This is a genomic window from Desulfobacula phenolica, assembly GCF_900105645.1.
GTDB classification, from domain to species: Bacteria; Desulfobacterota; Desulfobacteria; order Desulfobacterales; family Desulfobacteraceae; genus Desulfobacula; species Desulfobacula toluolica.
This window is the reverse complement of record NZ_FNLL01000011.1, coordinates 126099-147108: the sequence shown is the minus strand read 5'-3', so window position 1 is coordinate 147108 and position 21010 is coordinate 126099. Positions and strand designations below refer to the sequence as shown.

Sequence of the window (21010 nt, the reverse complement as noted above, 5' to 3'; positions counted from 1 at the left end):
GGATGAAAAAAAGTTTGGGAGTGAAAATTATACTGTTGATGGTCATCGCAGGTGTAATTGTCCTGTTTTTTTTGTTTGATTTGGACCGGTATTTTTCGTTCGTCAACCTGAAAAGTCAATTGGATTTCTTTGAGGGCTATTACCGTCAGCATAAAGCTTTAACCATGGTTATGTACATGGCAGTCTATATTCTAATGGCGGCATTGTCCCTTCCGGGTGCTGCCGTTATGACCCTTGCAGGAGGTGCTTTATTCGGTCTGGTTTACGGAACTGTTCTGGTCTCTTTTGCCAGCACCACAGGTGCAACCCTGGCATTTTTATTTTCCAGGTATATGTTCAAAGACTGGGTTCAGCATCGATTTTCATCAAACCTTGATGCCATTAACAAGGGGATGGAAAAAGAGGGTGGATTTTACCTGTTTGCCTTAAGGCTTGTGCCGGTGTTTCCTTTTTTTGTGATCAACCTGGTCATGGGATTAACGGCTCTTCGCACCAGTGTGTTTTATATTGTGTCCCAGGTGGGAATGCTGGCAGGAACCATTGTCTATGTGAATGCCGGAACCCATTTGGCAAAAATAGAATCAGCTGGTGGAATTTTATCGTTAAAACTTATTTTTTCCTTTGTTTTGTTGGGTATTTTTCCGATTATTGCCAGACGCTTTATATCGGCAGTTAGGCAGAGGAAAGTTTTTTCAAAATTTATAAAGCCAAAAAAATATGAGTATAACCTGGTTGTCATAGGTGCAGGCTCTGCCGGGCTTGTGGCCTCCTATATCGCAGCAGCTGTCAAGGCAAAGGTAGCCTTGATTGAAGCCCATCAAATGGGGGGAGATTGTCTCAATACCGGGTGTGTCCCCAGCAAGGCTTTGCTTGCCGGTGCAAAACTTCTTTCCCGTGTCAAAAGAGCAGAAGAGTACGGGTTTGACAAGGCCTCGGTAGAGTTTGATTTTGCAAGGGTCATGGAGCGGGTTCAATCTGTTATTAAAAAAGTGGAACCTCATGATTCGGTTGAGCGGTATACCGGGCTGGGTGTGGATTGTATTCATGGTAAAGCAAAAATCATATCCCCGTTTGAAGTTTGTGTGAATGATAAAATATTCACCACGAAAAATATTATTGTCGCAACCGGTGCAAACCCTATGGTGCCGGACCTGCCGGGCCTGGAAAAGATAAACTATCTGACTTCGGATACAATCTGGGATATCAGGACCCTGCCGAAAAAACTGCTGGTGCTGGGTGCCGGACCTATTGGGTGTGAGCTGGCCCAGGGTTTTTCAAGACTGGGATCAAATGTGACACTTGTACAGAGAAGCGGCCGGATAATGAAAAAGGAAGACCCGGACGCGGCTCAGATTATTTTGGACCGGTTTCAGGCAGAGGGTATAACACTTTTTTTGAATCATTCAGCCAGAGCTATTGATGTTTTGGGGGAGGAGAAAAAACTTGTCTGTGACCATGATGGAAAAGAGATAAAAATACCATTTGACGAAATATTGATCGCTCTTGGAAGGGTTCCTGATGTTAAGGGGGTTGGCCTTGAAGAGCTGGGGATTGAGTTGAAAGGCAATCAATCAATTAAAACCAATGAATTTTTGCAGACCAATTTTCCCAATATTTATTGCTGTGGAGATGTTCATGGTCGGTATCAGTTTACCCACACAGCAGCTCATGAATCATGGTATGCTTCTGTGAACGCCCTGTTTGGCGGATTTAAAAAATTCAGAGTGGATTACAGTATCATCCCCTGGGCTACTTTCACTGATCCTGAAGTGGCAAGGGTGGGAATAAATGAGACAGATGCAAACCTTGCCGGCATTGATTATGAAATGGCCAAATACGGCCTTGGTGATCTTGACCGGGCCATTGCAGATTCTGAAGACCATGGGTTTGTAAAGGTTTTGACCGTGCCGGGAAAGGACAGAATATTGGGGGTCACCATTGTGGGGCATCATGCAGCAGACGTGATTTCCGAGTTTGTATTGGCAATGAAGCATGGAATAGGATTGAATAAAATTCTTGGGACCATCCATATTTATCCTACCATGGCAGAAGCCAACAAGTATGCAGCAGGTTTATGGAAGAAAACCCATGCACCTAAAAAATTACTTGCATGGGTCGCAAAATACCACGCCTGGGTGCGCAAGTAAGGTGTGGGTTGTTAAGTTAAGGTTAAGTTAAATTAATTTTTTAAAAGGAGGAAAATTTAAGATGAAAGTAACCATTACAAAACAGTGCATGGGTGACAGAAACTGCAACAATCTTTGTCCTGAAGTTTTTGAATATGATGAAGATCAATTAAAATCTACGATTAAAATAGATGATATTCCAAAACATCTTGAAGAGATCGTTCGCCGTGCAGCAGATGAATGCGGTGCAGATGCCATTATTATTGAAGAATAAAAAAGAAGGTGCCCATGGTTAAATTCAGGGAAAGTCAGACAGCAATTAATCTTCATACCTCTTTTGCAGCAGAGACCCAGGCAAGAACAAGGTATGATTTTTTTGCAAACAAAGCCCGGGATGAAGGGTATATCCAGATAGCAAAGATATTTGATGAAACAGCGAATCAGGAATTTGAACATGCCCTGCGGTTTTTTAAATTTTTTAACGGGGGTGAGCTTGAGATCAAATGGACCTTTCCCACCGGTGTTATCAAGGATACATATGCCAATCTTCTTTCAGCGGCAGCATTGGAAAAGTATGTCAGTGAGGATATGTATGCCAAATTTGCTAAAATTGCTGAAGATGAAGGCTTTGAAAGGGCAAAAGATACGTTTGTTAATATTATTGTTGCTGAAAAGCATCATGAAAAGCTCTACCTTGAACTGGCCGGGAATATTGCAACGGACAGGGTGATTAAAAAAGACGACGAAAGAGTCTGGCGTTGCCTGAGCTGTGGATATATTCACACTGGAAAAGCAGCACCCAGAAAATGCCCTGCCTGTGTAAAACCGGCAGGCTTTTTTGAGTTGCTGTGTGAAAACTGGTAAACTGCTAAGCTGTAACCAACACACTTGGTGATACGTTTTTGTATCGCCAGGTGTGTCTCATTTTTTGTGCCAATTATTTTATATCTTTGATTTTCTATTCTTGCCAATGGTTATAATTCCTGTGTTTAAAGCCGTCTTATGATTCTGTCGTGTGCAGGCACGAAATTTGCTATTAACTATATTATGTTGTTGTAGTATGTCGAATTGGTTTTATAAAAGTGATTTTATAAAAGTAGTCCTGAAACAGTGGATTAACTAAAACACTAATTGGAGGCGACGATGAGTCTTAATGATATAAAAAAAAATTATGATCTGATCAATTCCGTAGACTGGGACATGACACCGGAAGAGGCCATTGCGCTTCATCTTGAGTGGGGGCCGTTAAGATCACAGGCCTATTATAATTCACGGGACAATAGTAATGAAACCGTCTATTTCGTCATTAATACATGGAAAAAAATACCGATTTTAACCTTGGTCAGACGGCGGGGGTTTGATTCCGAAGAACTGGGAACTTTCAAGCTGCCCCAAAATCTTGAAAAAGAATTTATGAATGGAATCGGCAAGTATAAGGGGGTATATGCGGTTGATGGAAATGTAAGGGATTGGCTCAAAAAGGAGCTTGACGTTTAGGCAGTTATTATAATACTTGTCTTGGAGTTTTTAATTGCAAAAAAAGTTCGGGACAAAAACACCATATAAGATGTGTTTTTGTCCCGAATGATTTTCAGCAGTCTTTTTTATTGTTTTTTATAAATTCTTTTACCATCATATCTCCCAGCTCTTTTGACCTTTTTGCAGCAGCTTCCACAGCATTGATCATGGTGGTTCTAAGCCCTCCCTGCTCCAGGGTGTGTATGCCCACAACGGCTGTGCCGCCGGGAGATAAAACCCTGTCTTTGAGTTGCCCCGGGTGTTCTTTGGATTCAAGCAGGAGCTTTGCAGCCCCAAGCACTGTCTGAGTTGATAAGAACAGGGAATCTTTTCTTGATAATCCCATTTTGACACCAGCGTCTGCCATGGCATCAACAATTGTAAAAATATAGGCAGGGCCGCTGCCGCTTAATCCTGTAAAAGCATCCATGAGGATGTTTTCCTGGATAAAGACGGTTTTTCCGACAGAATCAAAAATAGCCCGTGCAAGTGCTATGTCTTCTTTTGTGGCGTATTCACCGGCGGCAATTGCAGTGGCGCTCTCTTTGACAAAGGCGCAGATATTGGGCATGACCCGGATCAGCCGAAGTTCCTTTTTAAGCCCTGATGCAATGGCGGCCAATGGAACACCGGCGGCAATGGAAATGATCAGTTTTGATGTGTCAAGAGCGGATGCGGTCTCTTTTAAGACCAATCCTAAAATCTGAGGTTTTGTGGCATAGACGATGATTTCAGACTTTTTTACCACTTCAATATTGTCCGTGGTTGTTACGACCTTGTATTTTGTTTGGAGTTCTTTTAAACGGTCTTCTGCAACGTCTGAACATATAATATTTTCAGGTTTTGCTGCCTTGGAAAGAACTAAGCCGCTGATTAATGCTTCGCCCATATTCCCGCTTCCGATAAATCCTATTTTTTTTTCCTGCAGCATAATGACTGTACTCCTTCATATGATTGATTAAAAATGAAACTTTTATAATAAGATGTTAAAAACAATATAGTCAAGATAAATTGTGTTGATTTTCAATTCGCAATGCAATTGGAAAAGTTAAATTTTTTTGCCATTTAAGAATTGAATCGTGAATGTGTGTGTTAAAGAATGATTTGTGTAGGAATGATAATTTGCCGTTAAAATTTTTATATCAGCTTATAATGCTTTTAATTAAAGATAAGATGTTTTTTGAAAAGCATTGACTCCAAATTAATTTGTTGGCATAATAGTTTAAATTACTTTGGATACAATCTAAATAATAGGGAGATTTTCTTTTATGCAATATAGGCCCTATACACTCAAGAATTATCAAAAGATTTCAAAATTGAAATCTTTGCCTGAAACGGCTTCATTTGATATGAATGTCGTTGGCAGGGTTTTGCCCTTTAAAACGAATAATTATGTGGTTGATGAACTCATTGATTGGGATAACTATGACAAGGACCCATTGTTTGCCATTAATTTTCCTCAAAAAAGGCTGCTGGAGCCGGAACATTTCGAACTTGTCTCAGGATTGTTAGAATCCGGTGCAGACACGGGTACAATTGATAGGACAGTCGATGAAATCCGGCAGGGACTTAATCCCCACCCGGCAGGTCAGCTTGATTTTAACGTACCGGTGCTTGCCGGAAATAAAGTCAGTGGAATCCAGCACAAATACAAGGAAACCATGCTTGTGTTTCCGGCCCAGGGTCAGACATGTCATGCTTATTGTACCTTTTGTTTCAGGTGGCCACAGTTTACCGGAATGAGTGGGCATAAAATAGCATTGAAACAGTCGGACATTTTTATTGAATACCTGAAACATCATCCTGAAATCACGGATGTCCTTTTCACCGGAGGTGACCCCATGACTATGAGTGCAGGCAGGCTGGAGGTTTATATTAATGCTTTGCTTGAATCAGGGCCTTCCAATCTCAGAACAATCCGGATCGGGACCAAATCGCTTTCTTACTGGCCTTACCGGTATCTGACGGATAATGATTCTGAAAAAATACTGGAACTTTTCAGAAAAATTACTGATTCCGGTCTTCATCTTTCCATAATGGCGCATATTAATCATTACAGGGAGATGTCCACCGATGCTTTTCGTGAGGCGGTAAAACGCATCCAACAGACAGGTGCCGTTATCAGATCCCAGTCGCCGGTTCTAAAAAATGTAAATGACTCATCTGATATCTGGGAAAAAATGTGGATTGATCAGGTGAATCTTGGAATCATCCCCTATTATATGTTTATTCCCAGGGATACCGGATCTCACATATTTTTTTCCATCCCTTTGATCAAGGCATATGACATTTTCAGAAAGGCGTTCAGTCGTGTGAGCGGTCTTGCAAGAACTGTAAGGGGGCCTAGTATGTCAGCACTTCCCGGAAAGATTAAAATCGATGGCATACCTGATATTAACGGTAAAAAGTACATTGCAATGTCTTTGATACAGGGCAGGTCTCCTGACTGGGTGAAAAAACCGTTTTTTGCTGAATATGATGAAAATGCCTGCTGGATTAATGAATTAAAACCGGCTTTTGGAGAAACATCTTTCTTTTTTGAGCGTGATGAATTCAAATCAGTTGATTAGGGTGATTTGAATAACTGCCTGCAGAAGTTTGTATGAGGAGTAATCATCCTCAATGATTGCATTAAGCTGAGCTGAGCTGAGCTCCTTGAAGTATAAAAAGTTGTTGCTTTTAAGATGATTATCAATCAAATAAGAGAAAAAGTGTCAATTTAAAAGGATGGAAAAAAATAAGGATATAAAATTGGATCAGCTTAAAAATATACGTTGCAGGGAACTTCTGGTTTTATTAAGAAAAATTACACAGGCAATTGACATGCATTCAAAACGCCTGGACAAAAATTTTGGTTTGACTGGTCCTCAGCTGATCATTCTTCAAGAATTGTTAAACGGAGAAATGGCTGTTTCCGAACTGGCACGAAAGGTCAGTTTGAGTCAGGGAACCGTAACCGATATCATACACAGACTGGAAAAAAAGTCTTTGATCATCAAAAGGCGCAGTGATCTGGATAAACGTTGTGTTATGATTACGCTCTCTGAAAAATGTCGACATATCCTTGATCTTGCACCTCCACCTCTTCAGGAAACATTTGCGGATTCTTTTACACATTTGGAGGAGTGGGAACAATTGATGATCTTAAGTTCCATGAACAGAATTGTGGACATGATGTCTGCTGAAAAAATCAAATCCTCTTCTATTATTGCCTCTGTTCCTGTAAAGATTTCTTCATGAAAATTTTATGTCAACCCCATTCATTTCAGCTTGGGGTGAATTGATGGGGCATAGAAGGATATGGGTTGATGCAGATGCATGCCCTGTGGTGATAAAAAATATTTTGTTTAAAGCCGCCCAGCGGGTTGGAATTTTTTTGACACTTGTCGCAAATCAGCAGATGTATATTCCACGTTCAAAATGGATTACACTGATTCAAGTGGTGCCGGGATTTGATGAAGCAGACAATGAAATCGTAAACAGGGTACGCCCTGACGACATTGTAATTACAAGTGATATCCCTTTGGCAGCCAAGGTATTGGAAAAAAGAGGGCACGCACTTAATCCACGGGGAGAGTTGTATTCCAAGGATACCATTCGTGGAGTTCTTTTGATGAGAGATTTCAAAGAGACTCTTCGATCAAGTGGTATTGAAACTGGTGGCCCACCAGCACTCACACAGAAAAATCGGAACCTGTTTGCTGCAAACCTGGATAAACTATTGCTAAAAACAGTCGGCTCCTGAGCCAAATGATACATCTCAACCAGCCTGTATGGGTTTATCGCCTGAAGTTTTTTTCATACTTTTCTTGACAAAAAACAAGCTCCTTTCTTTTATCTATTAATAATTTTGCTGGATATCGACACAGCATTAAGCTACAAAGATATCTCATTGATAAAAAAAATAATTGAGGAATTAATTCTTGATGATACGAGGAGATAATGAATGTTTCAAAATATGAAGCTTGGTTTAAAAATCAGTGGTGGCTTTGGCCTTGTTTTGGGGCTGCTATTAATTGTAATGGGGCTTTATCAGTTTGTAGTGTCAACCACATCTTCCAAATTTCAAAATCTTTTGCATCAGGAAATGGCAATTAAAGGTCTTTCAGGTGAGATAGAGGCATTGATGCTGGAATGTCGGCGAAATGAAAAAGATTTTTTAATCCGGTTAGATAAAAAATATGTTGAAAGGCTGGCTGAAAACATTCATCAAATAACCCGGAAAGCCGCAGAAATAAAAAAATTGGGTGAAGATCAGAATAAGCCGAAAATAGCCGATCAGGCTTTGTTGATTATCGATAATGCAAAGGCTTATCATGATCATTTTAAAAATCTGGTCGCCTCATGGGAAATTCAGGGCCTTAATCATACATCAGGCCTGCAGGGGCAATTCACAGAAGCCGCCCAGATCCTTGCCGAAGACGTCAGAGAATATCAGATTGATGATCTTAATATCGCTTTTCTTCGTATGAGAGAATCTGAAAAAGACTATATCCGTGCAAAGAATGATCGATATAAGCAAAAATTGATTATAAGCATGAACACCTATAAAAAGTTGTTGAAAGAAAGCTCCTGCGAAAAAAATTCAAAGCAAACGCAATTAGATGCACTCGCTTCATATGAGGAAAATTTTAACCAATTTCTTGCTGATCAGGGCTCACAGCGCTTATACTATAGGGTGATGAAATCTCAAGCAGCGCTGATGGAAAGTGCCATAGAAGATGTCTTTTTCCCCGACGCAAAGGCACTTGTCTTAGATATACGCAAAAATGAAAAGGATTATTTGCTTCGTGAAGATGAACAATATTTTAAAAATACGATTGCTTCCATAAACAACTTGCTGAATGCCATGGCAAATTCCAAAATCTTACAAAAACACGCTGATGCTGTAAAAACTAGTTTAGACCAATACAAAATAGCCTTTGAGGGTCTGGTTGCAGAAAAACGAGAAAATATTGTGTTGACAGCAAAAATGCTTGAAGCGATTCAAAAGGTTGAACCCATAGTAGAATCTTTGCATACTGCAATGATAAAAGAGAGCAATGAAAAGGAATCGGCAACAATAAGTCAAGCAAGCAATATGGCAAAGCTTGCTATTTCCATTGGGTCAGGTGCAGTTCTCATAGGAATTTTATTATCGTTTTTCATTACCCGCGCCGTCACAAAACCGATCAACCGTATTATTGAAGGCCTTAGCGATGGAGCAAATCAGGTTGCATCTGCATCAGATCAGGTATCATCAGCAAGCCAGTCCCTGGCATCCGGATCATCTCAGCAGGCGGCAGCTATAGAAGAGACATCTTCTTCAATGGAAGAGATGTCATCCATGACCAGCAAAAATGCTGATAACGCCGGTCATGCAGACAAGTTAATGAAAGAAGCAAATCTTGTGGTAACGACTGCAAATGATTCAATGGCTAAGCTTATTCAGTCCATGGAAGATATTTCAAAAGCAAGTAAAGAAACGTCTAAAATCATAAAAACAATAGATGAAATCGCTTTTCAGACCAATCTGCTTGCGCTAAATGCTGCTGTGGAAGCTGCTCGTGCAGGAGAAGCAGGGGCAGGGTTTGCTGTGGTGGCCGATGAAGTCAGAAATCTTGCCATGAGATCTGCCGCTGCTGCAAGGAATACGGCTGAATTAATCGAAGGAACCGTTAAAAAGGTTGAAGATGGTTCGCAGCTTGTTTTTATGACCAATGAGGCATTCGGAGAAGTGGCCGGAAGTACTGCAAAGGTAGGAGATCTGGTTGCAGAAATTTCTGAAGCCTCCAGGGAACAGTCAGGCGGTATTGAGCAAGTAAATAAGGCTGTTTCCGAGATGGATAAAATTGTTCAGCAAAATGCTGCAAATGCTGAAGAGACAGCTTCAGGATCTGAAGAGATGAGTGCCCAGGCTGAGCAGCTGAACGATTATGTAGATGAGCTTATTGTTCTTGTTACCGGACAAAAAAATCAAAGGCCGTCAAGAAAAGAAGCAGGAAAACCTGTTTATACTCAGCCGACATCTCATGATCCAAGAGGCAATAAACGGCGGATAGATTCTAATAATGAAATTAAACCCGACCAGGTAATTCCTTTTGATGATGACCAGGATTTTAAAGATTTTTAATTGACGGGAATCTCAACACGGACAGAGATATACTGTCCGTGTTGAAAATTACAAAACTATTATTTAAATTCTCATATTGATCAAACTTAAATAATATTAGAACCAATTTTCAAAAATATTATCATATTCACCAGATTCTTTTACCTTTTTCAGGGCATCGTTCACCAGTTTTTGTTTGTCCCGGGATGCTCCTTTTTTAAAAGCAAAACCCAAGTATTCGGGTTTATCTGACTTTAGCAAAAAGGCAAGTGTCAAGTCTTTGGAATATTGTTCATTTGTCAAAGCGTAATCTGCTGCAACAGCATCATCACATACGACGACATCAATACTTCCCTTATTTAAATCTTGCACTGCAGGACCAATTTCATCGTAGGCTTTCATGATCACACCTTTAATTTTTTGTATCAACAGAAAGCCCGTGGTTCCGCTTTGAGCACCAACTCTTTTGCCTTTTAAGTCTTCTTCAGATTTGATGTTCAAAGATTTTTTGGTGATAACGCCCTGCTTAACTTCAAAATACGGGTCACTAAAACTCATGACTTTCTTACGTTCCCCGGTAATGGAAATAGAGGATGCAATCATGTCATATTTACCAGCATCAAGACCTTCAAAAATAACATCCCAGCCAGTGGTCCGGATGTCAAATTTAATATCGCTTACTTTTTCCATGGCAGCCAGTAATTCGGGAGTAAAACCTGTGATGACGTTATCTTTGTTGACATACTCCATTGGGGGCCATGTGGTGTCAGCCGCTACTGTAATAATGGTTTGAGAAAAGGCACTGGGTATGAAGATGAGCAAGGGCAAGGCAATCATTAAAATTTTTTTCAACATAACAAATAATCTCCTATCATTAGGTATAGTTTTTTTTGTTTTTACTCTTACGCCTTATACATAAGTGGTATTGTTACCACATTTTTTACTAAAATAGCAATAAATTCAACCAGGCAGCCAGGCTGCAGGATAAAATCTTAGTATTTATTCTTTTTCGTATAAATGATCAACCCATGCCTTTTTTGTATTTATTGTGTTTTTCTAATATTTTTTGGCTCATCGTGACCGGAACGTCATTAAATAGTTGTAGTCACCAATATCAGCAGTTTTGTCTTTTTTAAATCCATATCCAGTGACCATTTTTTCAACGTCATCTTCTGACAGCCTTATTTTTATAGGTGGGCCGGGGGGGGCTTCGATTTTCTTGAATTCTACAATGGCTAGGCATCCACCGGGCTTGAGTATGGTATTGATTTGATTTAAAACAGCACCTGCTTTTTTGATTTCTTCAAAATCGTGCAGGACAGTGGCCATTAAGCATATATCCACACTGTAATCATCAATGTCGAGCTGTTCGGTTGCATCCAGCAGAAGGGTTTTGATATTGGTAATATTCCTGGTTTCAATTTGTTCCTCTAAAAGCTCAAGACCTTCTTTCCATAGATCTACAGCATAAATCAAGCCTTGATCACCGGCAATATCGGACAGGAATATGGAATAAATGCCTTTGCCACAGGCTAAATCAAGAACAACAGATCCTGGTTTTACCGGCAAAATGTCCGTTAATATATTTTGATTGATTAATTCAAAGCTACTTTTGCCGGCTCCCTTGGGTTTTTTATGGGCATTATTCATATTGAAGATCTCCATTCAGGTCGTTCAAGACCTTTGTCTGTTTTGTGTCAATCTGTAATTATTTCAGTCATAAACACTGCCGTTGTTATATCATGGATTTTGGACGATTGGTACATCATCAAGCATATTTGTATTTACCGACCACCTGTAATTTTTAAACCTAAAATACCAGACTGATATAAACAATCTGGGGTATTGACAAAAGAAACAACTCATATCGATCTTATGCAGAATGTTGGACATAATAATGAAATAATACAATATGGGAATATTTCTGGATGCTGCATGATACAGCAAAAATATATGAATAATTTTAAGATATTGTATTCTCATCTATTTGCCATATTTGTGGATGATAATTCTTTAAATCCACTTAAAAAACTTATGACTCACGAGAGATCAAACAGGATACGGAACTGTTTGCCAAACATTGGTTTTTCTATGTTACAAATCCATCAGGCTGGATATCCTGATTCCCTGTCCTGATATCATTCCCGGTGATATTCCTTGTACCATCAAAGGTTAGCTCTTGCAGTTTTCTACAAATATGTTGTTTTTCATCCCGCCATAAGCCAGGCAAGGTTTTTTTGTTCTTAATTATCAAATTTAAAATAGAGTCAAAAAGAAATATAACATTTTTGTATGTATATTTGAGTATGAAAAATTCAAATTCGTAATAAATTTGATAATTAACTGAGAGCTTTTGCTCTTCTTAAATATAAAACATCAAATTTATCGTATGGTTTCAGAATGTTATAAACTATGTCATATTCTTTGAACGCTTCCTGGCACAGGGTTTGCTCTATGCAATAAAAGACACAAGCTGAAAAGAAAATATGATTTTAAAGAGAGGATCGTTATCATGTTGGGAAAAAAAATACTGATGTCTTCAGGGGGAGTACTTTTAACAGCGACTCGTGCCTTTGCAGAAGCAGGAGTCATTGATACGGGAGATACTGCCTGGGTCACCATATCAACCGCCCTGGTCATGATGATGACTCCGGCAGGCCTGGCTTTGTTTTATGGCGGTATGTCACGGTATAAAAACATGCTGAATACCATTGCCATGATTCTGGTTGCCTATTGTCTTGCCAGTATTGTCTGGGTTGGGTGGGGATACTCCCTTGCTTTTGGTGAGGGCTCAACCCTTTTTATCGGCAATCTGCAATATTTTTTTTTGAGCGGTATTGATATTCATTCCGTATCCGGGACCATCCCCACTCTTATTTTTGTGTTGTTCCAGATGACTTTTGCCTGTATTGGTGTTGCCATTATCCTGGGATCCGTGGTCGACAGGATGAAATTTTCTTCATGGATTGTATTTACTATTTTATGGGTGACCTTTGTATATACACCGGTTTGCAACTGGGCCTGGGGTGGCGGATGGATGCATAAGATCGGTGCCCTTGATTTTGCCGGCGGCAATGTTGTCCACATCAACGCGGGTGTTTCAGGGCTGGTGCTGGCCATGTTTCTCGGGAAGCGAAACGGGTATGGAAAAGAATCCATGATTCCGTCCAGCGTCAGTTTTACTGCCCTTGGCGCTGGCTTGTTATGGTTTGGATGGTTTGGATTTAATGCCGGCAGCGCACTGGCAGCAGACGGCATTGCTGCTTCTGCATTCCTGGTCACCAATACCGCTGCTGCCATGGGTGGGCTGGCCTGGTTGTTTGTTGAATGGAAACACAGCAAAAAACCAACCCTTCTGGGGCTTGCATCCGGTGCCATCGCGGGTCTTGTGGGTATCACCCCTGCTGCAGGCTTTGTCACTTTGGCAGGGGCCCTGGTAATCGGGGCTGTTGCCGGCATCATCGGTTTTTTCGGCGTTGCCGTACTCAAGCAGAAGTTGGGATATGATGATTCTCTTGACGCCTTTGGCATACACGGCCTGTGCGGGATGTGGGGAGCTATGGCCACGGGGCTTTTTGCATCCCCTTCCATCACTGAAGGGGCGGCAGGCCTGTTTTACGGCAATCCGGGACAGGTTTGGATTCAGTTTTTGTCCATTGTAGGCACCATTGCTTTCAGTGCAACGGCCACTCTTATCGTGGTGCTGGTAACCCGGATGCTGACCAACGGACTGAGGGTGGACAGGGAGGAAGAATTTGCCGGACTTGACAATGCCCTTCACGGCGAACGTGCATTTGAAATAGAATAGATACAAAATTTCAGGCATCCCGCCTCTTGTATTACTCCCTTTTTATCTTACATAGGCGGTTCCGGCTTTGTTAATAAGTCGGAACCGCTGCAAAAAAAAATTACGGTCTCGCCTGTGAACTAAACATTCATTCTTAAGAAAGTGTCCTTGCAGTTACCAGCCTGGGTGATCTATACCCTGCCGCGCCAGGTATGCTGAAATGCATTCCGAATAAGGTTGCCCGTCACAATTCGGGCCGGTGAACCTGGGAACTGAATAATGAAGGATTCCGTATCAAGATCAACCTCAACATTTTTATCTCTGAGAAGATAGTCAGCTTCAGTTGTCAGTTCTCGGACAAGAGACTCCAGGTCCAGATCTTTTTTTGGAAGATGGCTTTTATTGTTCAGGCTCAGCCAGAGTAATGTTTCCGTCAGGTGTTTTATGGTCAGGCTGGCCCGGTCAATGCGGTTGATTACTTTTTTCTGCTGGTGTTTCCAGCAGGCTTCTTTTTCAGTTGCAGCAAGCATCCCGGTGCCGTAAGTTTCCTTTGGTTTTTGTAACAGTTCGATATTGTTCCGGATTACACTGATGGGAGTACGCAGTTCATGACTGCTGTGGTGCAAAAAACACCTTTTGGGGCGGAGAAAATCATTTGCAGATCTCCATTCAGGTCGTTCAAGATTTTTGTTTGTTTTATATCAATCTGTAATTATTTCAGTCATAAACACTGCCGTTTTTATATTATGAATTTTGAATGATTTGTACATGCAGAAAACATATTTTTATCTATGCTTGACCCTCCAGTAACTGTATCCCTTAAACTCATAATCAAACAAATTCAAATTATTCCATGGATCTGTTTTTAAGTGCAAATGTTTTTGAATAGACCAGGAGGCCATCATATGAGAAAAATAGTCAGCTTAATAAAGAAATATTTAAAAAAATTGTTTGATCATTTGGCAAAAGAATCATTGAAGAAAAACCTTACGATTCTGGATGATATAAAAAAAGGAAGATATATATAAATTTTGCGATCTTTAGATTCTTATCTCTGATTTTTGTTGTTTCAAGCTTATCCATGTTATGGGGGTAAGGAGCCGGCAGATAAACTTTTTTTGAAATCAAAAGCTCATAATTAAAAAGATTGATTGATTTAATAAACCAAAGACGTATGATGATGTTTGGTTAAAAAATATTTTTATATGAAAGTTTTCAAAGATTCATACAGAGATTTTCGATCTTTGTTGTGGGCAAAAATGGATGAAAGACCAAGTCTGCTCGTGGCGGTTTATATGAAAGAACTTTTAACCTGCTGAAATTAAGTGTCTTTCATTATTTGTTGTGGCAGAGTGATCTGCCATGGCCGTTATTGCGGTCGTCAAGCACGAAAAAAAACAGTGGATCATGTTGTATTTCGGGTACTCTTGATGCGGTAAAAGGAGAGTTTATATTTTAAAGGACAGACTTGAATGTATTTATTCTCAATATAATAAAAGGCAATATGTGGACCCTGATCCGCTTTTGTTTTTGTATGATTATCCTGAAAAGAAAAACCGGGAAATAGCGGGGTTCATTGCCGCCTGTTTTGCCTATGGCCGGGTTGATCAGATCATGAAAACCGTGGGCCATATTCTTGGAAAGCTTGGGCCTGATCCTTTTACATACCTGATGACCCGGACAAAAAAAGATATGGCGAATGAGTTTAAAGGGTTTCGATACAGATTTGCAAATGAGTCCCATCTGGTTCACCTGTTATGGGGGATCAGGACGGTTTTAAAGAAGTTTTCATCTCTTGAAAATTGTTTTTATGAGGGAACTGAATCTACTGATGAAAACGTTTTACCAGGGCTTGTCTTTTTGTTTGAGCAGATGAATCAGCATAATAAAACGGGTCATCTCCTGGCAGATCCGAAAAAGAAAAGTGCATGCAAACGAAGCAATCTGTTTTTGAGGTGGATGGTCAGAAAAGATCAGGTTGATCCTGGCGGATGGGATAAAATAAGCCCTTCTATCTTGATTGTACCTCTGGATACCCATATGTATAAGACAGGGCTTATGCTTGAGTTTACACAAAGAAAGAGTATGGATTTGAAAACAGCCCTTGAAATCACACAGGGGTTTAGAACTGTTTTAAGGCAAGATCCGGTTAAATATGATTTTTGCCTGACCCGGTTTGGTATCAGGAAAGGGATGAGCATGGAACATTTGAAAAAGGCTGTCTGCGGGTGAAAGATAAAAGAGCTGCAATGTGTGGTATAAGGTGTTGCTCCATCTGATTTGACAACCTGTGGCTGCCGGGTGGAATGGTAGATAAAAAAGATTTTCACTTTATTGACATTCTACCACTTTGTAGTATTTTAAACCTTAGATATTTAAATGACAAATTTAATCCGGTTAAAATTCGATGAAGGAGACGGTTTATGTGGGATTATACAGATAAGGTTAAGGATCATTTTTTAAAGCCCAGGAATGTGGGTGAACTGGAAGGGGCCAATGCCGTTGGTGAAACAGGGTCCTTGAGTTGCGGTGATGCATTGAAGCTGTTTTTAAAAGTTGATGAGAATGAGAAAATTGTTGATGCAACTTTTATGACTTTCGGATGTGCAAGCGCTGTTGCTTCTTCCTCGGCTTTGACCGAGATCATTAAGGGAATGACCCTTGATGAGGCTTCAAAAATTACCAATGACGATATTTCAGATTATCTTGGCGGTCTGCCAAAGGAAAAAATGCATTGTTCGGTCATGGGACAGTCAGCTTTGAAAAAAGCCATTGCCGATTACAGGGGAATTCAGATTCTGGAGAAACCGGGTGAGATGGTTTGTGAATGCTTTGATGTTACGGATCTGGAGATTATTGAGGCTGTCAAGGCAAACAGCCTTGAAACCACCGAAGATGTGACCGACTACCTGAAAGCCGGAGGCGGATGCGGCCAGTGCCTGGAAAGGATTGAAGAAATTATTGAATCTGTTAAAGCCAAAGGATAATTTATCGAAAATGAGAATTGTATATACGGATAACAATGCCACAACAAAAGTTGCAGATGAAGTTATAGAAGAAATGCTTCCCTATTTTGGGCAATTTTATGGCAACCCGTCTTCCATGCATACCTTTGGGGACCAGGTTGATAAAAAAATAAAACAGGCAAGGCAGCGTGTGGCAAATTTTATCAATGCCGATCCAAATGAAATTATTTTTACAAGCTGCGGAACAGAGAGTGATAATTGTGCTATTTATTCAGCCCTTAATGCTTTTCCTGAAAAAAAGCATATCATTACCTCCAATGTGGAGCATCCCGCTATTAATAAGCTTTATCAGCATCTTCAAAAGAAAAAAGGGTATGAAGTTACTTTTGTTCCGGTGGATAAAAAAGGCCTCCTGAATCTGGATCTTTTGTACGACAGCCTGTCCGACAACACAGCAATTGTTTCGTTAATGTGGGCAAATAATGAAACAGGGGTGTTGTTCCCCATTGAGGATATCGCTAAAAAAGTCAATAAAAAGGGTATTTTGTTTCATACGGATGCGGTTCAGGCAGGCGGCAAGGTTCCCATTGATGTGAAACAGGTGGGTGTGGATATGTTGTCTCTTTCCGGGCATAAAATTCATGCACCCAAAGGGATCGGCGTGCTGTATGTGAAAAAGGGAGTAAAGTTTTCACCTTTTTTGATCGGCGGACACCAGGAAGAGGGACGCCGGGGAGGCACGGAAAATACAGTATCCATTATCGGGCTTGGAAGGGCTTGTGAACTTGCCACAGAGCATTTGCCTGTTATGAATACAAGGGTCAGGGAACTGCGCGATTATCTTCAGACCCGGCTGCTTGAAAAAATTCCCTGTTCATCGGTTAACGGGGATCTGGATCTCAGACTGCCCAACACCTTGTCCATAGGATTTGATGCAGTGGAAGGAGAATCCATTCTGCTTTTGCTGGACCGGGAGGGCATCTGTGCCTCGTCAGGATCAGCCTGCACCTCTGGATCTTTAGACCCTTCCCATGTACTCATGGCCATGGAAGTGCCGTTTAAGTCTGCCCACGGGTCCATTAGATTTTCTTTGTCCCATTATAATACAAAGGATGAAATGGATATAATTGTTTCAGCTCTTGTCCCTGCAATTGAGAAACTCAGAGAAATGTCACCCTTCTGGAAGGATGGCAAAGTGGTATGATACCCTTTGAAAAAGGGCAAGATGAGTTTGCCAATGACATCAGGGAATATGCAGGGATTAATTTTAATACCTGCCTGCATTGCAAATCCTGTACAAACGGCTGCCCTTTTTTAGAAGGAATGGATTATGCGCCCAATGCGGTCATTCGTCTTGTTCAGCTTGGACAAGAAGAGGCCGCATTAAACAGTTCCACCATCTGGGTGTGTGTGGGATGCAACACCTGCAGCAGTTGCTGTCCCATGGCAATTGACATACCTGCCGTAATGGACGGCCTTCGTAAAAAGGCTCTTGAAAAAAAGATTAAAGTGCCGGAGCCTGATATTTTAAATTTTCATACCCAGGTATTGAACACCATAAAAAAATATGGCAGAACCCATAAGCTTGAAATCATGATGCGGTATAAGTTGAAAAAAATGGATTTTCTCAGCGATATGGGGTTGGGTCTTAAAATGCTGAAAAAAAGAAAGCTGGATTTAACACCATCCAAAATTCAGGATAAGAGCGCCATTGAAAAACTTTTCAGGAAAAAAAAACAGTTCCCGAAAAAATAACTCCAGGTCAAAGCGATTGCAATTTACTTTTTTTCCGGGATGTTCGCTCAAGGCATCAGGGCATGAAAACACCCTGTCGCTGTTAAAATTTTGTGAGCTTGTGAATATCGAGCTTACAGAGCTTGAAGACTGGAATTGCTGCGGGTCGTCCTCAGCCCACAGCATTGACCTTGATCTGGCTGAAAAACTTCCCATGAGAAATATATCCCTGGCACCAAAGGGTGTTTCTTTGCTGATCGCCTGTCCAAGCTGCTTTGTCCGTATGAAATCCATGTATCTGAAACTCAAATCAGACAAACAGCTCAGGCAAAAATATGAAGATCTGTGGGGAAAGTCTTTTGATGAAACACTTGAAATCATTCCTTTTTTTGAGATTTTTAACCGGATTGATATAAAAGACAATATTGAACGGCCCAAAGAAAAATTAAAACAGTTGAAGGTGGCTCCTTATTACGGCTGCATGCTTGCCATGCCGCCGGACTTGAGGTTTGAAAAAAGTTATGCAGGGGTGTTGGAAAAAACTCTTGGAGCGCTGGGGGCTGATGTCATCTGTTTCGGATATGGAACACGGTGCTGCGGAACCTACCTGTCGGTTGCAAAACCACGGGTTGCCCAAAAGGTTGTCAATGAAATTATTTTCAAGGCCATGGAAGCAGGTGCGGAATGCATGGTGACCGCTTGTGCAATGTGCCATTTGAATCTTGAAATCCGGTGCAGTCTTGAAAACCCGATCCCGATCCTCCATTTTTCCGAATTGCTGTCAATGGCACTGGGTGAAGCAGATCGGAAAAAATGGTTTCCCCGGCACATTGTAAATCCTGTGCCTTTGTTGAAAAAAAGAGGTTTGATATCTTCCTGACGTTTTGGCTCAGGATGTCTTGAACAGGTCTGTACTCAGATATCTTTCTCCTGTATCACAGATAATAAACACAATGGTCCTGTCTTTGTTTTCAGGGCGGGAAGCAAGAATTTTGGCTGCATGAAAAGCAGCTCCCGATGAAATACCGCAAAGAATGCCTTCATCCCGGGCAAGATCTTTTGCACCCTGAAAGGCCTCCTGGTTTGTGATGGTGAGAACTTCATCAAGGATATCAATGTTCAGATTCTCAGGGATAAAACCGGCACCAATACCCTGGATTTTATGGGGTCCGGGCTTGCCGCCGGAAATAACAGGCGAATCAGCTGGTTCAACAGCCACACATTGTATGCTGCGATTTTTTTCTTTCAAAACTTCCGACCCCCCGGTAATGGTCCCGCCGGTGCCCACACCTGCAACAAATATATCAATTTTTCCATTGGTATCCTCCCAGATTTCCACAGCCGTGGTTTTTCGATGGATTTCAGGGTTGGCAGGGTTGGAAAACTGGTCGGGCATAAAGGCATTGGCTGTTTCTTCAACAATTTTTTTTGCCTTTTCAATGGCCCCTTTCATGCCCTTGGGGCCTTCTGTCAGGATAAGGGTGGCCCCCAGGTGTTTTAAAAGCTGCCGGCGTTCATTGCTCATGGTTTCAGGCATGGTTAAAATCAGTTTTAATCCTTTGACCCGTGCCGCAAATGCAAGAGCAATTCCGGTATTCCCGCTTGTGGGTTCGACAATTGTGGAGTTTGAATTGATTTTCCCGGTTTCAAGGGCATCTTCGATCATGGCAATACCGATTCTGTCCTTAACGCTTCCGGCCGGGTTGAAAAATTCAGTTTTTCCATAAATATTTGCCCCGGTTTTTCTGCTTGCGGTTTTAATATGGATTAAAGGGGTGTTGCCGCAGGTTTTTGTGATATCAGATTTGGTATTCATGGTTTTGCTCCTCCCGATCTTCCTGGTATTTGTAAATAAGGCTGGGAGATTCAATAAACACTTTGGTATCCGCTGGAATAGAACGGGTCAGCCAGACGTTTCCTCCTACAACGGACCGTTCTCCAATGATGGTTTCTCCTCCCAGTATGGTGGCCCCGGAATAGATGATAACATCATCTTTAATGGTGGGGTGTCGTTTTGATCCCCTGAGCTTTTCACCTGCGTTTGGGGGCAAAGATAAGGCACCAATTGTTACATTTTGATAGATCCTGACATTGTTTCCGATGACACTTGTTTCTCCTACCACAACACCTGTTCCGTGGTCAATGACAAATCGTTTGCCTATTTTTGCACCCGGATGAATATCGATTCCGGTCTGGTTGTGGGCATATTCCGTCATTATTCTAGGCAGTTGCGGAACTTCCAGTTTGAACAGGAGATTGGCAATCCTGTAAACGGTGATTGCATACAGTCCGGGATAAGAAAAAATTACCTCGTCATGGCTTTTTGCAGCAGGGTCTCCATCGTAGGCACCTTTTACATCTTCAGCCAGGGAAATGCGAAGATCCGGGACAGCCTGGATTACTTTTAAAGCAATTTCATTGCCCCTGTTTTCACATTCCGAACATGTCTGACCATAACGCAGACAATCGTGTCTCAGGACATGAATGATCTGTTCGGACAGGATCTCATAGAGCTGGGATAACACTTGTCCTAAGTTGTAGGCAAGATTTACTCCGTCTATTTTTTCACTTGAAAAATAACCCGGGAAAAGAATTTCCCGGAATTTATCAATCATTTCCTTTACGGATGTGGAAAAATGGATCGGCTCATCCCCAATATGTGCAAAACACCTGTCATCTTCCATGGATGACAGAATGGTGGTAATAATTTTTGATAATTCTTTGCGATGCTCAGAATCATTCTCTCTTACGGTCTGGCATAAATTGTTTTTAAAAAAATTATCCATTG

General features: G+C 41.1%; 21 protein-coding genes. 15 read left to right on the top strand and 6 right to left on the bottom strand.

The genetic code is table 11. From position 1 onward, the window contains the following. Window positions 1–2: 2 nt before the first annotated feature. The 4 genes from BLT94_RS17310 (at window position 3) to BLT94_RS17295 (ending at window position 3623) form a co-directional block, all read left to right on the top strand. Window positions 3–2147, top strand: a complete 2145-nt coding sequence (locus BLT94_RS17310; RefSeq protein ID WP_092236838.1) for an FAD-dependent oxidoreductase — start codon at window positions 3–5, stop codon at window positions 2145–2147. A gap of 61 nt (window positions 2148–2208) precedes the next feature. After that, window positions 2209–2400, top strand: coding sequence for a ferredoxin (locus BLT94_RS17305; RefSeq protein ID WP_092236834.1), 192 nt, complete (start codon window positions 2209–2211; stop codon window positions 2398–2400). 14 nt (window positions 2401–2414) lie between these two features. Beyond that, window positions 2415–2990: a rubrerythrin gene (gene rbr / locus BLT94_RS17300; protein WP_014955780.1), complete on the top strand. Its 576-nt coding sequence runs from the start codon at window positions 2415–2417 to the stop codon at window positions 2988–2990. A gap of 279 nt (window positions 2991–3269) precedes the next feature. Next, window positions 3270–3623 (top strand): DVU0772 family protein, encoded by a 354-nt coding sequence (locus BLT94_RS17295; protein ID WP_014955781.1) that lies wholly within the window; start codon window positions 3270–3272, stop codon window positions 3621–3623. Window positions 3624–3717: 94 nt separating this feature from the next. Here the strand turns inward: BLT94_RS17295 and proC are convergent, their stop codons facing one another. Next, the gene (gene proC / locus BLT94_RS17290) at window positions 3718–4575 is read right to left on the bottom strand and encodes a pyrroline-5-carboxylate reductase (protein WP_014955782.1); all 858 of its coding nucleotides are present in this window, start codon (window positions 4573–4575) and stop codon (window positions 3718–3720) included. Window positions 4576–4912: 337 nt separating this feature from the next. Between proC and BLT94_RS17285 the strand changes: the two genes are divergently transcribed. The 4 genes from BLT94_RS17285 (at window position 4913) to BLT94_RS17270 (ending at window position 9756) form a co-directional block, all read left to right on the top strand. Next, complete coding sequence (locus tag BLT94_RS17285) at window positions 4913–6214, top strand: KamA family radical SAM protein (protein ID WP_014955783.1); 1302 nt, start codon at window positions 4913–4915, stop codon at window positions 6212–6214. Window positions 6215–6395: 181 nt separating this feature from the next. Next, window positions 6396–6884 carry a MarR family winged helix-turn-helix transcriptional regulator gene (locus tag BLT94_RS17280; protein ID WP_232508030.1) on the top strand — a complete coding sequence of 163 codons (489 nt, stop codon included), beginning with the start codon at window positions 6396–6398 and terminating at the stop codon, window positions 6882–6884. 7 nt (window positions 6885–6891) lie between these two features. Next, window positions 6892–7389 (top strand): YaiI/YqxD family protein, encoded by a 498-nt coding sequence (locus BLT94_RS17275; RefSeq protein ID WP_245743165.1) that lies wholly within the window; start codon window positions 6892–6894, stop codon window positions 7387–7389. Between the two features lie 201 nt (window positions 7390–7590). Further along, window positions 7591–9756 (top strand): methyl-accepting chemotaxis protein, encoded by a 2166-nt coding sequence (locus BLT94_RS17270; RefSeq protein ID WP_245743164.1) that lies wholly within the window; start codon window positions 7591–7593, stop codon window positions 9754–9756. 96 nt (window positions 9757–9852) lie between these two features. Here the strand turns inward: BLT94_RS17270 and BLT94_RS17265 are convergent, their stop codons facing one another. Then, window positions 9853–10590: a basic amino acid ABC transporter substrate-binding protein gene (locus BLT94_RS17265; RefSeq protein ID WP_092236830.1), complete on the bottom strand. Its 738-nt coding sequence runs from the start codon at window positions 10588–10590 to the stop codon at window positions 9853–9855. Window positions 10591–10806: 216 nt separating this feature from the next. Beyond that, a complete protein-coding gene (locus BLT94_RS17260) occupies window positions 10807–11385 on the bottom strand; it encodes a class I SAM-dependent methyltransferase (RefSeq protein ID WP_092236828.1) in 579 nt (192 codons plus the stop codon). 862 nt (window positions 11386–12247) lie between these two features. Between BLT94_RS17260 and BLT94_RS17250 the strand changes: the two genes are divergently transcribed. Next, window positions 12248–13543 carry an ammonium transporter gene (locus BLT94_RS17250; RefSeq protein ID WP_014955786.1) on the top strand — a complete coding sequence of 432 codons (1296 nt, stop codon included), beginning with the start codon at window positions 12248–12250 and terminating at the stop codon, window positions 13541–13543. Between the two features lie 170 nt (window positions 13544–13713). On the opposite strand, the gene BLT94_RS17245 is transcribed toward BLT94_RS17250, so the two are convergent. Next, the gene (locus BLT94_RS17245) at window positions 13714–14148 is read right to left on the bottom strand and encodes a sensor histidine kinase (protein ID WP_092236825.1); all 435 of its coding nucleotides are present in this window, start codon (window positions 14146–14148) and stop codon (window positions 13714–13716) included. 279 nt (window positions 14149–14427) lie between these two features. On the opposite strand from BLT94_RS17245, the gene BLT94_RS22555 reads away from it, so the two are divergent. The 6 genes from BLT94_RS22555 to BLT94_RS17220 all read left to right on the top strand — a co-directional run bounded on the left by BLT94_RS22555 (window position 14428) and on the right by BLT94_RS17220 (window position 19102). Next, the gene (locus BLT94_RS22555) at window positions 14428–14550 is read left to right on the top strand and encodes a hypothetical protein (protein WP_281243406.1); all 123 of its coding nucleotides are present in this window, start codon (window positions 14428–14430) and stop codon (window positions 14548–14550) included. A 478-nt stretch (window positions 14551–15028) separates the two neighbouring features. Next, entirely contained in the window at window positions 15029–15754 is a 726-nt protein-coding gene (locus BLT94_RS17240; RefSeq protein ID WP_014955787.1) for a TIGR02757 family protein, read from the top strand. Between the two features lie 191 nt (window positions 15755–15945). Further along, window positions 15946–16509: a Fe-S cluster assembly protein NifU gene (gene nifU, locus BLT94_RS17235; protein WP_014955788.1), complete on the top strand. Its 564-nt coding sequence runs from the start codon at window positions 15946–15948 to the stop codon at window positions 16507–16509. 10 nt (window positions 16510–16519) lie between these two features. Next, window positions 16520–17692: a cysteine desulfurase NifS gene (nifS, locus tag BLT94_RS17230; protein ID WP_014955789.1), complete on the top strand. Its 1173-nt coding sequence runs from the start codon at window positions 16520–16522 to the stop codon at window positions 17690–17692. Then, a complete protein-coding gene (locus tag BLT94_RS17225) occupies window positions 17689–18243 on the top strand; it encodes a 4Fe-4S dicluster domain-containing protein (RefSeq protein WP_092236824.1) in 555 nt (184 codons plus the stop codon). Before nifS ends, BLT94_RS17225 begins: the two co-directional genes overlap by 4 nt. Window positions 18244–18259: 16 nt before the next feature. Then, entirely contained in the window at window positions 18260–19102 is an 843-nt protein-coding gene (locus BLT94_RS17220; protein WP_139169058.1) for a CoB--CoM heterodisulfide reductase iron-sulfur subunit B family protein, read from the top strand. 9 nt (window positions 19103–19111) lie between these two features. Here BLT94_RS17220 and cysK read toward each other — a convergent pair whose 3' ends face one another. Together cysK and BLT94_RS17210 are read right to left on the bottom strand one after the other, a co-directional pair. Next, window positions 19112–20038 (bottom strand): cysteine synthase A, encoded by a 927-nt coding sequence (gene cysK, locus BLT94_RS17215; protein WP_092236822.1) that lies wholly within the window; start codon window positions 20036–20038, stop codon window positions 19112–19114. Beyond that, the gene (locus BLT94_RS17210) at window positions 20022–21008 is read right to left on the bottom strand and encodes a serine O-acetyltransferase (protein WP_014955792.1); all 987 of its coding nucleotides are present in this window, start codon (window positions 21006–21008) and stop codon (window positions 20022–20024) included. Before BLT94_RS17210 ends, cysK begins: the two co-directional genes overlap by 17 nt. Between the last annotated feature and the right edge of the window lie 2 nt (window positions 21009–21010).